Origin of the sequence: Haloarcula amylovorans (genome assembly GCF_004681185.1) — an archaeon.
GTDB classification, from domain to species: domain Archaea; phylum Halobacteriota; class Halobacteria; order Halobacteriales; family Haloarculaceae; genus Haloarcula; species Haloarcula amylovorans.
Window position 1 is genome coordinate 34,431 of sequence record NZ_SRIF01000007.1, and the last position, 15,285, is coordinate 49,715.

The 15,285-nt window shown below is 54.4% G+C and carries 15 protein-coding genes and 1 pseudogene; 11 read left to right on the plus strand and 5 right to left on the minus strand.

Translation table 11 applies throughout. The features are described from left to right. Positions 1-126: 126 nt before the first annotated feature. Positions 127-1,179: a lactonase family protein gene (locus E4S61_RS19165; RefSeq protein ID WP_135305552.1), complete on the minus strand. Its 1,053-nt coding sequence runs from the start codon at positions 1,177-1,179 to the stop codon at positions 127-129. 342 nt (positions 1,180-1,521) lie between these two features. On the opposite strand from E4S61_RS19165, the gene E4S61_RS19170 reads away from it, so the two are divergent. From E4S61_RS19170 to E4S61_RS19195, 6 genes are all read left to right on the plus strand, one after another. Then, a complete protein-coding gene (locus tag E4S61_RS19170) occupies positions 1,522-2,691 on the plus strand; it encodes a mandelate racemase/muconate lactonizing enzyme family protein (protein WP_135305553.1) in 1,170 nt (389 codons plus the stop codon). Between the two features lie 48 nt (positions 2,692-2,739). Next, the gene (locus E4S61_RS19175; protein ID WP_135305554.1) at positions 2,740-3,576 is read left to right on the plus strand and encodes an SDR family NAD(P)-dependent oxidoreductase; all 837 of its coding nucleotides are present in this window, start codon (positions 2,740-2,742) and stop codon (positions 3,574-3,576) included. 10 nt (positions 3,577-3,586) lie between these two features. Further along, positions 3,587-3,961, plus strand: a complete 375-nt coding sequence (locus tag E4S61_RS19180; protein WP_135305555.1) for a Rid family detoxifying hydrolase — start codon at positions 3,587-3,589, stop codon at positions 3,959-3,961. Continuing rightward, the gene (locus tag E4S61_RS19185) at positions 3,962-4,600 is read left to right on the plus strand and encodes an HAD-IB family phosphatase (protein WP_135305556.1); all 639 of its coding nucleotides are present in this window, start codon (positions 3,962-3,964) and stop codon (positions 4,598-4,600) included. It begins immediately after the preceding gene. 189 nt (positions 4,601-4,789) lie between these two features. Then, on the plus strand, positions 4,790-5,509 hold the full coding sequence (locus tag E4S61_RS19190; protein WP_135305557.1) for a ThuA domain-containing protein: 720 nt from the start codon (positions 4,790-4,792) through the stop codon (positions 5,507-5,509). A 725-nt stretch (positions 5,510-6,234) separates the two neighbouring features. Further along, on the plus strand, positions 6,235-7,236 hold the full coding sequence (locus tag E4S61_RS19195) for a Gfo/Idh/MocA family protein (RefSeq protein WP_135305558.1): 1,002 nt from the start codon (positions 6,235-6,237) through the stop codon (positions 7,234-7,236). Positions 7,237-7,554: 318 nt separating this feature from the next. On the opposite strand, the gene E4S61_RS19200 is transcribed toward E4S61_RS19195, so the two are convergent. The 4 genes from E4S61_RS19200 to E4S61_RS19215 all read right to left on the minus strand — a co-directional run bounded on the left by E4S61_RS19200 (position 7,555) and on the right by E4S61_RS19215 (position 11,478). After that, a complete protein-coding gene (locus E4S61_RS19200) occupies positions 7,555-8,355 on the minus strand; it encodes a creatininase family protein (protein WP_135305559.1) in 801 nt (266 codons plus the stop codon). Between the two features lie 737 nt (positions 8,356-9,092). After that, positions 9,093-10,325, minus strand: a complete 1,233-nt coding sequence (locus tag E4S61_RS19205) for a phage integrase SAM-like domain-containing protein (protein ID WP_135305560.1) — start codon at positions 10,323-10,325, stop codon at positions 9,093-9,095. A gap of 365 nt (positions 10,326-10,690) precedes the next feature. Further along, complete coding sequence (locus tag E4S61_RS19210) at positions 10,691-11,047, minus strand: hypothetical protein (RefSeq protein WP_135305561.1); 357 nt, start codon at positions 11,045-11,047, stop codon at positions 10,691-10,693. 140 nt (positions 11,048-11,187) lie between these two features. Beyond that, positions 11,188-11,478, minus strand: coding sequence for a DUF7508 domain-containing protein (locus tag E4S61_RS19215; RefSeq protein ID WP_135305562.1), 291 nt, complete (start codon positions 11,476-11,478; stop codon positions 11,188-11,190). Positions 11,479-11,729: 251 nt separating this feature from the next. On the opposite strand from E4S61_RS19215, the gene E4S61_RS19220 reads away from it, so the two are divergent. From E4S61_RS19220 to E4S61_RS19240, 5 genes and pseudogenes are all read left to right on the plus strand, one after another. Further along, positions 11,730-12,602 (plus strand): ParA family protein, encoded by an 873-nt coding sequence (locus tag E4S61_RS19220; RefSeq protein WP_135305563.1) that lies wholly within the window; start codon positions 11,730-11,732, stop codon positions 12,600-12,602. Further along, entirely contained in the window at positions 12,599-12,979 is a 381-nt protein-coding gene (locus tag E4S61_RS19225; RefSeq protein WP_135305564.1) for a hypothetical protein, read from the plus strand. The genes E4S61_RS19220 and E4S61_RS19225 overlap by 4 nt, the downstream gene beginning before the upstream one ends. A gap of 229 nt (positions 12,980-13,208) precedes the next feature. Beyond that, positions 13,209-13,883 (plus strand): helix-turn-helix domain-containing protein, encoded by a 675-nt coding sequence (locus E4S61_RS19230; protein WP_135305565.1) that lies wholly within the window; start codon positions 13,209-13,211, stop codon positions 13,881-13,883. After that, entirely contained in the window at positions 13,880-14,575 is a 696-nt protein-coding gene (locus E4S61_RS19235; RefSeq protein ID WP_135305566.1) for a nucleotidyltransferase family protein, read from the plus strand. The genes E4S61_RS19230 and E4S61_RS19235 overlap by 4 nt, the downstream gene beginning before the upstream one ends. A 51-nt stretch (positions 14,576-14,626) precedes the next feature. Further along, a pseudogene (locus E4S61_RS19240) lies at positions 14,627-15,061 on the plus strand (DNA polymerase domain-containing protein); the annotation flags it as partial. Between the last annotated feature and the right edge of the window lie 224 nt (positions 15,062-15,285).

A 15,285-nucleotide genomic window follows, 5' to 3' on the forward strand; every position in this document is an offset into this window, starting at 1 on the left:
GCGGTCGGATAGCACCCCAGAGTGGGCGTCGCCGAGCGATCAGGTCTTGGAAGAAGCAGTTAAGAGGGAATCCGAAAGAGTTCACCAGTCATAAAGCAGTGGGACGGAGTACCGGTTCGCCAACGTTCACACAAACTGGAGACAGAGCGGTTCTGGAACATTCTGTCGGTGTCCAGTCGGCGTTAACTCACCCGTTTTACCATCGATCGCGAACGTGACGATCGTGTTACTGTGTCGGTTCTCGACGAACAGGTGCCGTCCGGCTGGGTCGATGGCGAAGTGTCGCGGCCACTTGCCTTGGGTAGACACGTGGGAGATGGTATCGAGGCACCCGGTACTATTATCGATCGACATGACGACAATGCTGTCGTGGCCCCGATTCGATCCGTAGAGCCATTCACCGGACGGGTGGACGTGAACGTCAGCACAGAAACTCTCCCCATTGAACTGTTCCGGAAGCGTCCTAACGGTCTCTATCTCCTCCAAGGCACCCGTTTCCACGTCGTAGTTGAAGGCAGTGATCGTTGAGTCAAGCTCGTTGATAACATACGCAAACCGTCCTTCAGGGTGAAATGTGAGATGACGTGGACCGGCCCCAGACTGGAGACGGACTGGTGACGGATCGGCTGAACGCAACCGACCGTCACGGTAGTCGATTTCGTATATCTCAATCGTGTCCGTACCGAGATCGGGGACATACGCAAACAGATCGTCCGGTGACGGAACGATCGAGTGAGGGTGCGGAGCGGTCTGTCTATCTGGATGGATGCTTGACCCCTCGTGCTCGACGACGTCGCATGGACTTTCGAGCCGTCCGTCGGAACTGATTGGTAGCATAGCTACTGTCCCCCCAGCATAGTTGGCGACGAACACGTATTGCCCCTGGCTGTCGACGCTAACGTACGCAGGGGCGGTACCACTGCTTGACTGGCGGTTTAGTTCTATCAGACCTGCCGGGCGCTGGTCGATACGAAAGGCGCTGACCTGCCCGCCCTCAGCGCGATTGACGGCATAGAGGTGGCTCCCCGTAGGATCCGACGTGAGGTACGCGACTCCAGCAATACCCATTCGGCCTCTCTCCCCAAGGCGTCCCTCCGGTTCATCGAGTTCGTAGCTGTAGATGCCGCCACTCTCGTCTTCAGTGAATCCACATACGTAGGCAGTCGGCGGTTGTCCCATAGCTGGGGATGTCCCGACTGGCTCTTAGGTATTTCTCATCGAGACTACTATCGGTAGCCGGATACCCGATCTTCGAAACATTCCGGCTATCGCTGTACTGAGTGCCGGATTCATTTCGATACAGACTTCATAGTTTCCAGTATTCGGTTATCCGGCAGCCCCCCACAAGTGATCGTAGTCGGCCTGTTTCGGTGACGCAGCGACGAAGACGTCCCGTGAGTCTCTCTATCACTATGGACTCTTTTCCGAATCGTCACTGGAATGAGCCGGTAACGCAATCGACGCAGTAGAGTGGTAACCGGAACCGGTACTTTGATACTATTTCCAAGATGAGAAAACTGTATGGAAATAACAGATGTGACAGCGGTAACTGTAGACATGCCGTTGGTCGACATAGATGAACGTCTCGGTATCGGTCCGTACGTGACGAATCACGGCTGTCTAGAATCGATGGAACGTGTCCTCGTTCGCGTCGATACGGACGAGGGCGTCAGCGGCTGGGGTGAGATGCGTGTCTTCCTGTCACCGGCCGCGACCGAATCCATACTTGAGGACGGCGTCGGGCCAATGATTCAGGGCCAATCACCGTTCGAAATCGAACGGCTCCGGCGGCAGGTGTTTGTGGAGTACACAAATGTTGACATGTTCTTCTCGGCCGTCGAGACGGCCTGCTGGGATATCGTCGGCAAAACGCTCGATAGGCCGGTGTACGAACTACTCGGCGGGTGGACGGCACCGTCGCAAGGCTCTCAGCAGCACAGACAGGTGAGTGACGGAGACAGCACGTCGCCGGACGCCGTTCCCGTTGCGTTCTGTCTCGGCATCCTTCCGCTGGACGAGTCTCGTGTCAAGGCCAGAGAAGCGCTCGAAGCTGGTTTCGACGTGCTCAAGACCAAAGCGGGGAAGGACTGGCGAGCGGACGTTGAGCGTATTAGCGCGATGCACGACGAAGTGGGCGGACAACTCGAGTTCCGACTCGACCCGAACCAGGGCTGGACGCTCGACCAAGCAGTCCGTGTGGGTGCGATGCTCGAAGACGAGGGAATTTATCTCCAGTACATGGAACAGCCCATCCGAGTCGACGCTCACCGGTCACTATCCAGGCTCCGGCAGCGATTGCGACAGCCAATTGCGCCCAACGAGGACACCTATATCTCGCACAATATCCAGTCGCTGGTCGAGGCCGGTGCGATGGATGTCGGTGTCATCGACCTGACGCCAGCGGGCGGGATCAGTGGACTCCGCCAGCAGGCGGCCGTCCTCGAAGATGCCGGCGTTCCGTTCACACATCACTGTGCGTTTGACCTCGGTATCCGAACAGCTGCGATCCTCCACGCGTTCATTGGGATTCCCGGCTTCTCTCTGCCACCGGACTCAACGTACTACGGGTGGGAAGACGACGTTATCGAGTCGCCATTCGAAGTCAGCGACGGGTGCCTCCCCGCTCCGCGGGGCCCTGGGCTCGGCATCTCGGTCGACGAAGATGCAGTCGAGGAGTATCGAATCTCGTGATTCGGCAAGAAAAAGTTCATGAGGGACGACTCCGTGGGTAAAATCGACATGGTAGAGTTATCCCTACGGGACCGCCCGGCAATCGTCACCGGAGCGTCTCGCGGAATCGGCCGAGAAATTGCGGCACGGTTTGCCGAGTCAGGCGGCGACGTGGCAATCTGCTCGCAGTCATATGACGACGTTGAAACCGTCGCGACGGAACTAACTGACGAATACGATGGACGAGTCGTTCCGTTCGAGTGTGACGTGACCGACTCGGACGCGGTTCGAGACCTAGTCGATCAAACTGTCGAGGAGTTCGGTGGCGTCCGAGCACTCGTGAATAACGCAGGCGGGTCCGACGAATCCGCGAACCTACTGCACCGCTGTGATGAGGAGACTTTCGAGCGGATGCTCGGCTTGAATCTCAAGAGTCAGTTCCTGTTGAGCAAGGAGGTGCTACCGGCCATGGTAGCAAGTGGCGGTGGCTCAATGATTCACATGGGTTCGGTCAATGGCCTGTTCGGAATCGGTCTCTCGGGCTATTCGGAGGCCAAGAGCGGTCTCTTGGCCCTTTCGAGAAATATTGCCGCACACTATGGCCAGCACAGTGTTCGATCGAATGTCCTCTCCGCGGGGACCATCGAAACGGAGAATAGGCGCAGAGAGATGGAGAACACCGAGGAGCGCACTAGCGAAATGAGTGCCCGAGATCGATGGCTCGATCAGTATCCCCTAGGCCGCTTTGGAAAACCTGAGGAGGTCGCCGACACGGTGCTGTTTCTCGCGTCGGAGCGGTCGAGCTTCATAACCGGAGAGAATGTCGTCCTCGATGGCGGACTGACGTCTAGTCTCGCTACGCCATTCCTCAACGAAATGTACGATGCCGACGAACAACCCCAGTGAGCCACGACCCATGGAAGAGATAACCACTGCCGACGCACCAGACGGTATCGGACCGTACTCGCAGGGTATCGCTAGCGGAGATCGCATCTACGTTTCCGGTCAGGGACCGGTCGACCCCGAGACTGGCGATATCGTCTCTGGCTCCCCTGCGGAACAGACGAGGCGCACGTTACAGAATATCGATGCCGTCCTTCAGGCAGGTGACGCATCGCTTGAGGATGTCGTGAAATCGACGGTGTTCGTCAAAGATATGCGGTACTACGACGAGATCAACGACGTCTATGGCGAACTCATGTCCGCGCCGTATCCGGCCCGGAGCGCCGTCGAAGTCGTGAAGCTGCCAGTCGACATCGACGTTGAAATTGAGGTCATCGCAGAACGGTAAATGAGCCGAATTATCGTATTCGATTTCGACGGGACGCTGACACGGCAGCGAGGCGGGTTCGAACTATTGCACACGCTCTACGGGACTGTCGAGGCCGGCGAGAAGCTCATGGATAAGTACGAATCAGGAGAAGTAACGTTCGAGAAGTGGTGTCGGATGACGGTCGATACGTGGCGCAACGCGGAAATCACGGCTGCGGATATCGAGCGCGTTACTCGGGCAGTCAAACCCAAGAGAGGAGCCGTGGAGGTCCTCGAGTCACTTGAGAAGGAGAGCGTTCCGTTCGGTATACTCAGTGCTGGCGTGGGTAATTTAGCGCGCCGTTTCGAACAACATGATCCCGAGTTCGTCCGTGGAAACTTTCTCCGCTTCGACGACGGGCAGTTGTCGAATATCGACGTTGACGTCGGTCCGTCGGAAAAGGGAGAACTGCTGCGAGAGTTTCGCAACGAACTGCCCGGAATGGAGATACGATACGTAGGCGACTCACATACCGATACGGAAGCATTCGTAGAGGCGGACACTGCAGTCTTGTTCGACCCGGACGAACGCGTTCCCGACGCAGCGATAGCCGCAGCGGACACTATAGTCGAATCTGACAACTTGCGCGATACATCCGAATTTCTCCTTGATAATTAAGCTGACGATGGTTCTCACCTGAAATATTAGAAATATTGTTTACTCTATCTGAAATTTAATAGTTTGTTATATTTTTATAAATATTAATATGTGAATTAAATATGAGCCCATTTTTGGTACACAGGGTCTATAATGCGTGATTCCAATACGATAGGTTGATTTAAGTGAGTGGTCGAACTACGGGATAATATGCATGTCACTGTGTGGAACGAGTACGTTCATGAACAACAGGAAGAGCGACCACGAGAGCTATATCCGGATGGGATGCATGCAACTATTTCGGCTGATCTGCGGGAACACGGGTACGACGTGACAACGGCGACGCTTGATGAACCTGAACATGGTCTCACCGAGGAAATGCTCGAAGAGACGGATGTTCTAGTATGGTGGGGTCATAGGAAACACGACGCTGTCTCCGACGATGTGGTCGAGCGTGTGAAATCTCACATCCTCGATGGAATGGGGTTCATCCCCCTTCACTCCTCACATGAGTCAAAGATTTTCAAGGCACTAATGGGGACGACCTGTGAGTTAAGCTGGCGAGAAGCTGATGAGCGTGAGCGCATTTGGATTCTTGAACCCGGTCACCAGATAGCTGAAGGATTGGATCAGCAGATTGTCCTCGAAGAAACGGAGATGTACGGTGAACGATTCGATATCCCTGAGCCTGATACGCTCGTGATGGTCAGTTGGTTCGAGGGTGGTGAAGTGTTCCGTTCCGGCTGTTGCTATCGCCGAGGAAGCGGCAAAATCTTTTATTTCCGACCTGGCCATGAAACTTGTCCAATCTTCCACAACGATGAAGTAATGCGTGTTATTCGGAATGCAATCGATTGGGCAGCGCCAGTCGATGGTCCCGATGTACAGTTCGAAGCCGTCGAACCACCACTCGAGTCGCTCGACGAGTAACGCGGTGTGGACCTCAATCACCACTCTCCTAGCTGAACGCTAAGCGGCTGGCGCTGGCCTGTATTTTCACTCTCCACTTGCTCGAACCAAACCAGACGCCGCGGTTGAATCATCTTACACTACTACGCAGGACGTACCCTACGAACAGACCGTTGCGGCTCTTGACCGCCTGCTCAACGTTCTCTGAGAAAGATTACTGGTAGTTGACCTTCACTCGCGACCTCGTCGAACGCAGTGACCTCGTCGATCAGTTCGTGATGACCGGATACCAGCGTTACCTCTCTCTTGTTTGTCAGGGACAGACACAGACTGCGTGAGCCAGACCGATAACGTCGTGACTAGTCGATAGAACAATGAGTGATTCTCGTTGAATCGAGCGATAATCTTCGGTGAGGAGTTTGATGTCCCATCGCCAGAGGATTCGTTTTCATGAGGTCTGAGGGGAAAAGAGGAGTTCCGTTTCGACTAGTGTGATTATCGAAGCAGCGATAGGGGCTTCTAGTTCTAACCTGGCTACGAAAAATATCTCAGTCACTCCTAGTACGAAATCCGAATAATTCCTGGAACATAATCGAATAGGGGTACAGTCACTATAGTCTGGAACCGTACCTCAGTTCGTATTATAACAATTTACGGGGGAATTGCGGCATACGACCATGGAGGCTCTGCATGGACAATCAGACCAGTATAGTTAAGTAACTCCTGGTCGGGAGATATGTTACAATATGGGTCGTTACAGTATTGGAATTCTCGGAACAGGGAATCTCGGGACCGCCCTTGGACGCGAGTTCGTTACCGACGAACGGGCTGAGTTGAGAGCGATCGCAGAGATAAACGAGGAAGTTCGGGTAGAGGCCGGGAAGACCCTTGGAATTCCAAGTGGTTCACAGTACGACAGTTTAGAGGATATGCTTACGGATGAGGACCTCGATGCGCTGGCGATAACCACACCACATACCCTCCACTTCGACCAGATTCAGTATGCGTTCGACGAGGGACTGCACATCCTCTGTGAGAAACCACTGGTTACGACCGTCGAAGACGCGGAGACGCTGGTGGAACGTGACAAGGAGACGGACTCTGTTCTGATGGTCGGCTATCAGAGACATCTTGAGTCCCAGCACCGATACTTACACAATCTGTTTTCGGACGGAGGTCCAACACCAACATACATCAGCGCCGAAATAGCGGAGAACTGGATCGAGAGTTATGCTGGGACCTGGCGGACGAACTACGAACTCAGCGGAGGCGGCTTCATGTTCGACACTGGTAGTCATCTGATCGAGGCGCTTTTGTGGGTTGTTAACGAGCGTCCCAAGTCTGTCAGCGCTGAGATGGACTTCTACGACGAGAACAAACAGATCGAAGCAAACGCATCCGTCCGAATCCGATTCGAAAATGGTTCCGTAGCCGACCTTACGATGCCGGGCGACGTCCAGCGCCTCAGCGAGCGACTACACATCTGGGATGACGAGGGGTCGGTCTACGTGGATGCGAAGCAGTGGCGCGACTACGAAGTCGTGCGGGTTGAAGAAGATGGGACCGAGGTCACACCAGACCTCGCTTCGTACGGCACTCAGACCAAAGTCGAAGCGTTCCTCGAAACGATAGAGACGGGATCGGAACCCCCAGTGACTGCGGAGGATGCGCTGCGCGCGCTCGCGGTTACAGAAGCGGCTTACGAATCGAACCGCACCGGCAAGCGCGTGCCGGTCTCGTACAAATAGTTGGAGCTGGCGTCTCCCTGAATTATTACCGAACAGAGATGTCGGCGACTGATATCGGTGTTGATGAACTCTACACAGTTTCGAGAAACTATTCGATTTTGGCTGATATTGCCGATATTTTCTCCGGGGAAATCGACGATAATATCGTCGAGATTGACTCCATATCGTGATTCCTCCAGTTCGAATGAACTGGCCGTGTATTGAACTGGACAATCTCCGAGATCGTCGATATTAACCCGTGCGAAATAGGAGATCGACGAACCCCGAGTGCGTGAGGCAACACGGGCATACCGTGAGAAAATATCACAAAGCCACGTCTCAAACGTTGTGTTCGTGGATCGCAATCAGAAGTGTCGCGAGTTCCTCCCCAATGAACGAGCGGAGCTGCTCCCCGGTTTCGGCGCTGGCCTGTTCAGGGGCACCGATAGCTCCCGAGTCGGAATATGCTTCGAACGGTCGATACACGGAGACGGAGCCGCCGTCAAGGAGATCCTGTCCACCCCAGTGGTAGTGTTCGTCCAGTAATTCGCCGTCTCGCTTGCTGGGTTCTCCTACAAGGTCTGGCCGGAGAGCGAGCATGAGCGACGTTTCAAACTCACCACCATGTGCCATTCCACCAGTCTCGGTCGTTCGTATTTCTTCGATCAGCTCCGGTACCAGTTCAAAGTACGTCGTTCCGAGCACCTCTGCGTCGGTTTCGACCCCGACAGTACTGACGACGGCATCGACGAGCGGGCCATTTCCACCGTGACCATTGACGAACAAAACGGCATCAAATTCGTTTTCGATACCGGTGTGTGCGATATCTTCGAGTATGGCGCGCATGTGTGCGAACTCCAACGATAGCGTCCCACCAAGCGAGAGGTGGTGCGGAGAGTAGCCACTCCAGACGGGCGGCGTAACGACGACTGGTTGGTCATCGAGATGCTCGAACGCGGCGTCGACCATCGCTTCTGCAAGGAGCGTGTCAGTAATGACCGGCAAGTGGTCTCCATGTTGCTCCACACTACCGACCGGGATCACCAAGACTGAACCTGGTCGGTCGCCAATCGCCTGGATCTGACTGGCAGTCATACCGGCCCACTCATTGTCCTGTTGGCCGATTGCGTCGTATAGCATGTTATGTAGACTCCGTCCGTTGTAGATCGTTGATCGCTACTCGTCGTCCCTCAATATTGAACAGAGGTATATCGCTTGCGTCGAATCCAAGCGTAATTCGGTCGTCCCGTTCCGAGATATAATTTCTATCAACGAATTCTGCAAACTTCGGTGACTCGTCCATCAGGAATACCTTAGTTACGCTCGGTTGTGGAGCTACATTCATACCGGGTAGGAGAAAAGTCGCTCTCGCGCATAATAAGTGTAATAGTATTAGTAGTCTCTCGATAGGCCCTCACGTTGAATTATAGCGGTTAGATAATAGAGTCGCCCAAGAATCGATTGAAGGCTATTCATTCCAATTTCTTTCCTGATAAGTAAAGTCATTCACAATTTTAGATGTATTTAATACAAAAATATTCACTAAGTAGCCGAAACTATTCGGAAGGATGGGTGCGGTCTAGTTTAGGATCTCTCAGCTGGACTTCGGTTGTTGAGTGGTGGAAGCGGTCGGTGCATATTTTGAGGGGCTGAAGCCACTTTTCGATGGGGTTTCAATCGGCGTAGTCAATCCGATAGCTCAAACTAATCGGGCAAGGTCAGTCAGAGTAGCCATCAAGAGATAATGCTTCGGAGAAATCATACTTCTTGGTGAGACAGAAATGAAAGAACGGCCGTTAGATTATAATCGCAGCGGCTGAAACATCGATATTCAAGATATTCAGTGCATTGAGATCGAGCGCCATCTATAGACGATACTACTCAGTCCGATCGACTTCATGGAGGGCTTCTGTCGCGACATCTCCTAACTTCCCGGCTTCAATATGTGAGTAGCGCTCTCGCACCATTTCCTCAGAGTTATCGAGATACCGGGCTGCAACCGTATACCCGAACGCCCGTACGAGAACCTCACCCATTCCCCGTCGTCCCCCGTGAGGTGCGAGATAGTCGTGTTTCGGATGATCGATGTCGATGTCCGCTGCGTCTGAGAGCCGCTGGAGAATCGACCGTGCACCATCTGTCGTGATCGACGGCGGCCGAGCGTTCTCGTCGAGCGCCAGTAAGAGGTCCCGAGCGTACTCGCTACGCCGCTCATCGATTGCATCTGGGCGTTTCCCTTGGTCGGCCAACTCATCCTGCACGAGCGTTGCAAGTGTCCGCTGGTCGAACGTCGGGAACACTGGCCAGCGCTCAGTTGGTGGGTTCATCAGCTTTCGATAGCTCCGTAGCGGCGAAATCACTGGGTCGGGGAGACTCGCGGCGTCCCACTGCTGTTTTTTCCGGTAGACGTCCATACTCCCGTCGTCGGGCGAGATTTCGTCCCAGCGAACCCCACGCCGGCGTGGGTCGTTCGGGTCCTGAAGCAGTTCCCCGACACGAACAGCTGTGTACGCGAGGACGAACACGAGGGCTCGGTCCCGCGTTGCCTTCAGTGCCGTGTAGCGCGCTCGCTGCCTGTCGAGAGGGTCAGTATCCTCCGGAAGTGTCGTGTACGTCTCGATGGCGTCGCGGGCCCGCTCGTCAACGTACCGTGTGAGGGCGTGGCGCTGTTCGGACGTCCAGGCCTGTTGGTCGCCGGGCTTGCGGCCGTCGTCTTCGGGAAGCGGGGCCATCGCACTCGCCCGCTGAGCGTAATGCGCTTCAAGATAGCCTTCGTTGACGCACCAACCGCACCACGCAGAGATATAGCGGTAATAGGTTTGTACGGTATTCTGCTTGAGTCCCCGATCTCCGGCGAGGTGACGGGCGTATTCACGGAACACTCGTTCATCGAGGTCCTCGAAGGTCGGCTCTCGGTCGACATCCTCGGGGACGATCCCAGTCCAGTCGTCACGGCTGCGGTTGCCGGCAGCCCATTCAGCGAACCGCTTGAGTTCGCGTGCTGCGTTCCGCCGGTAGTTCCCGCCGTCGCCACCGCGGCCTTTCCCCTTGTCCTGGAGGTACCGCTCGAAGCTATCGTCGAGCGACGTCGAGAGCGCTCGGTCAGGCATCGTCCGAGCCTCCGCGTTCCTGCGAGCCCGGTTTCGGTGGCTCTCCCTCGGGTGAAGCGGCGTTCTGAGTTGGTTGTAGCATTCGTGCTTCCCAGACGGCGGCGGGGTACTTGAAAGTGGTCGTGATTACAGGGATAATCACGATCACTTGGCATATTCGACTTTTCGGCAGAATTCGATGGTTTAGAGCCACCTAACACCGAATTTCTACGCTAAGAGATTCTGTATATTATATACCGCTATACAAAATCCCATGCCGGGAAGTTCCATATGTTCGGAAGCGATTTCCAGCAGCACTTCCCAACTCTTTGTCTCTTCAAGCACAGAATCGGCTGTTATGTATTATTTAGTAAAGCCAAGTAGAATTACGCCGGCTCGACCGGCCCAAGATACTGGCTCTTGATCTGTTCACCCTCTCGCCACTGCAGGTAGTAGTAACTCCGCCCATCGATAAGCTTCGTCGTCAAGGTCCCTTTCCCAGTCGGGACGTTGGCTTTCTTACGGGCGGTCTCGAGGGCCTTGTCCCAATCCTCGTCATCATCCCATCTATCAGGGGCCTCGATGTCTTGCTCCTCTTCGGCCGCCTGCTCGTCATCGAGAACCTCAACTAGCGCCTCGACGGCGATGACCGCGTCCTCATGAACTACTTCCACATGATCCCTGTCTGGTTCGATATCTTGCAGTGTCTCCAGTGCTCGCATTGCTCGGTTGGCATCGTCCATGATTTAACCAACACAAACCGGATAGTTAGCTGTTTTGTTGGTTAGCTCGGAACACCCTACTATCGAAGTATAATTGATACATAATTTCTGAAAAGTGAGCGCTGGATATCGAACAATGTCTTACCAGCTCCCCAGATTCGCTACGGCTGCCGGTCGTTCCAGTCGGGTTCGCTACCGTACTTATCGACGTGGCGATCGTAGTGCTTCCGTTCGGCCTTCACAGGCCTCGTCAGAAAGCCCACCGTTTTGAAGCGGTACTTATTCGGGTTTCTCTTGTCGAGATGCTCCAGCAGTCGATGCTGGAGATTTTTCGAACTTCCGATGTACTTCACCTCACCAAATGAGTGAAGCTCGTAGACCCCCTTTCTCGTGGGAACGTTGTTCTTAATGTGACTCTCCGTCGCCTTACTCCAGGTCTTTCCGATCGGCATAGTGTTTCTCGTCTCCAACTTGTTTCGATGGGAGACATTCGAAGTGATGATTGTATTGTATATAAATATTCAATTTCCCGAGTAAAAGTGAAAATGATACACCACCGTTTCCGCTGTTCTAATCCTCGCCGTCCCGATGTGTTACACTCAGTAATTATTAGCGTATGTATGTAATAGTAGTAATTAGCGTTAGTAACGTCCAGTAGCAACATACGCTAATTATTAGTACCAGTAACACATACGAATAACACATGCTAGCGTATACGACATATAGCGAGGCTGGTGGCGTCGGGAAGACGACGACAGCAACGAACCTCGCTCACGCGCACGCTCAAAACGGCCTGAAAACACTCGTCATCGACCTTGATCCGCAGGAAGCGTCGATTTCCTACATCTTCGGCGTCGACGATGATCGCGACGACGGAGCCGCCGACAATCTTGTTCGACACATGGTCGGGCGCGGGAAAGGGCCGTTCGAAGACCTCATTCGCACGGACACGGGCGTAGAGAATGTGGATGTCATCCCGGCTCACAACATGCTCTCGTCGCTCGATACGACGATGCGGCGGGCCAAAGAGACGGAAGAGCAGATGAATCCCGACGCCGAGTGGGTCGAAGAGGAACAACTCTACCAGCTGCTCGGACGCAACAACATCCACGAGCAGTACGATGCCATCATCTGTGACCCGCAGGCCTCCGAAGGACAGGGTCTCTATAACGCGGTGATGGTCACGAAGACGGTTCTCATCCCGGTCGAATTATCGGGGAAAGGGTCTCTCAGTATCGACGGCCTCGAACAGTTGGTCGACGGGCTAGAGAACAATCTCGACATCGACGTGGGTGTGCTCGGTATCGTCCCGGTCGCGTTCGGCGACACGTCGGGTCAGCAGACCCACCTCGAAACGCTCCAAGAGGAAGTCGAGTACGACGTCCCGGCCGTTTTCCGCAAACGAGAATCGCTAATGCAGGAGATGTGGGATTCACGCGCCACTGCCTACGAGGTCGTAGAGGAGGCCTACAAGGACGGTGAAAAAGGCGTCCGGCGCGTTCCGGACCGTGAACACGAGACGCTGGAGAAATACGACGAGCTGGCTGCTGACATCGAGGAGGCGTTCGACGCATGAAGTCCGGTGCCGGATCTCCGTTCGATGAGGATGACTTCGCGGAGGAAGATGATGGTGAAAGCGTCGAGACAACCGAAAGTGAACCAGAACTATCGAGCAGTGAGAAAACTACGGCCACGGACCGCGAGGAGACGACGAGCGACCTCCCGTACAAGTACCGGAGAGACGGAGTGCAGGACGGCCGCAGTCACGGGAATATTTTTCTTCGTGACGAAGCCGAGGAACACGTAGAAGAGCTTGTGGATCGGATGGATGACGTTTTCGAGAACGAGGCTGTCTACAAGATCGACGTGCTGGAAGCTGCTGTCCTCGCTGTAGACGAACCAGACCGGACGCTGGAAGATGAACTCCGGAAGATGGGTTACGGGATGAAATAAAGTACAGTTTAGAGGTGAAAGGCCCTTAACACGACGCAGAGTTGGAGCGATACACCTCATATCGTCGGCGCCACGGGCTGCGGTATAATGTTGTGGCCTTTCGTATCTTCGTGCGCGTTATCGTACCGAACGGGCGTCAAGTCTTCTAGGTGCCTGAATGGAGCATGGCCATCTAACAGCAGTATCCAGTAAGATTTTTAACTGTTACCAGATTATAGGTAACTAACAGATGTATGAGGTACTCGACGAGACGGCGGCACAGGTCATCCTCGCTATCGAGAGCGGTGACTCCATCCGCCGTGTTTCGCAGCACCTCCACACTCCCTATGAAACGGTAAGACAAGCCGTCAATCGACTCGAAGAAGCAGGATACATCAGTTACGACGACGGCCTCATTATCGTCGACAGCCGCGTGAGAGACGCAGCACGCGAGCTCATCGCCGCCAGTGCCAGCGTCAGCCCTCCTTCAATCGAGGAGGCTTACGTTCTCCCGCAGTTCGGTGATTGGCCATTCACGTTTACACGGATCGACGCCGTCTATGTGTGGACACAGGGCGGCTACCAAGTCGGTCGCAACCCCAACGACTATCCGCTATTCCTTGCCGTCCGTGAACAGGACGTCGATGCTTGGGAGGCGTTTTTCGACTCGTTCGACCTTCCCACGGCATTCGAGCGACAGCCTCGAGACGAACTGAATGGACCGCTGCAGATCGTCCTCGAGCCACGCCCGTCACTCGAAATCGAACATATCGAAGGCTACCCAGTGATCCCGAGAACAGAGGCGATCGAGTATATGCGCGAGAACTACGCCCAGTTCCAGTCGGCACTGGCGATGCTCGATCGGATGTACGACGACCTCGACCTCGGCGTCACGTACCGGGAGACGGAACGGGTGCAAACATGAGCTTCCACAACCGTAGTGACGCACTCATCGAACTACTCGAGGAACTCACTCAGGAGGGACACGAGTACGTCCTCGTTGGCGGCTACGCTGTGTCAGCATTCAATGCCCGCTTCTCCACAGATCTTGATATCGTCGTCGCACCAGACTCCAAAGATGAATTCGTCGAATTCCTCGAACGTCAGGACTTCGAGGAGACAGACAGTCACGCCAAGGAATGGTTCTACGATACCGAAGTCATCGAGTACGAGAAGCGGATTACGCCTCAGCAACCGATTGGCTTCGATTTGCTGGTGAATGGACTTGAGTGTCGCCAGACTGAGGCACAGTGGTCGTTCGACTACCTATACGACCACAGTCACCAACAGGAGGTTAGCGGTGGGACGGTAATGACGACGGCCAGAGTCATCGATGGGGCGGTCCTCGTGGCGGCAAAGCTCCACAGCGGCCGCGAAACAGATCTTCGAGACGTCCTAGCGGTCGCAGAAGAGATTGACCTCAGGACGGTCACACCCCACTTGCAGTGGGGCGATGAGGATGCGCTGCGTAAGCAACTCAAGCGTGGACTGGAAATCTTAAACAGTGACAAACTCAAGCACGGCTTTCGGAGTGACTTTGGAGCATCTGCTGTCTCAGAAGAGACGGTTACTGCTCTGCGAAAGTATCTGTCTTCACAGATTGACCGACTGAGCTGACAACGGCTGCGGGTCTCGTTGGTCAATACCCGAGGTACAGATATTACCAACCGAGTCTGCATACCTATCCCCGGATTTCACGAGAGTTTTAGAGAAATGGTGAGAGTTCTCGAAAACGCGATTGCGCAACTTCACACTGGGGAAGTACCGATGGAGAAACTCGTCGAACGGAACCGCGTTTCCAAGCCGCTGGAGAGATACTCACAGAATACCCAAAATGTGGCAGCGCTGAAACGTACTCGTGATCACGACATCGCCGTCCACCCAGGACAGGATATCGAATACGTGGTCGTCGATGACGAGAAAACCTCGCGAGAACGGGTCACGTTGGCACACGAGGAAATTGGGTCGTATGATCCGTCATACTACGAGACGGAACTTGTCAGAGCGGCCGAGAGCATGCTCTCCACGCTGGGATGGGATCGCGAAGATATCACCCAGCACCTTGGCGGAACCCACGATACGACATTGCAAGAATGGGGTTGAGGAGAATGGTAGCGAAACAGCTACCGATAACGGACCGATCAGTGGTTAACCAACAGAGCGGCGGACCCTCATTTCGTTGGTTAAAATGCTTGAAGTGACATCTGGAGTGGAGCGACACACACACCTGATTCCGAGTTAGTAGTGGATTGCGGGTCCACCACTCGAAGTTGCTGAGTGGGACATTTACGACTGTTAGATTTCACCGGTCTAGAGACTCTAGCAAC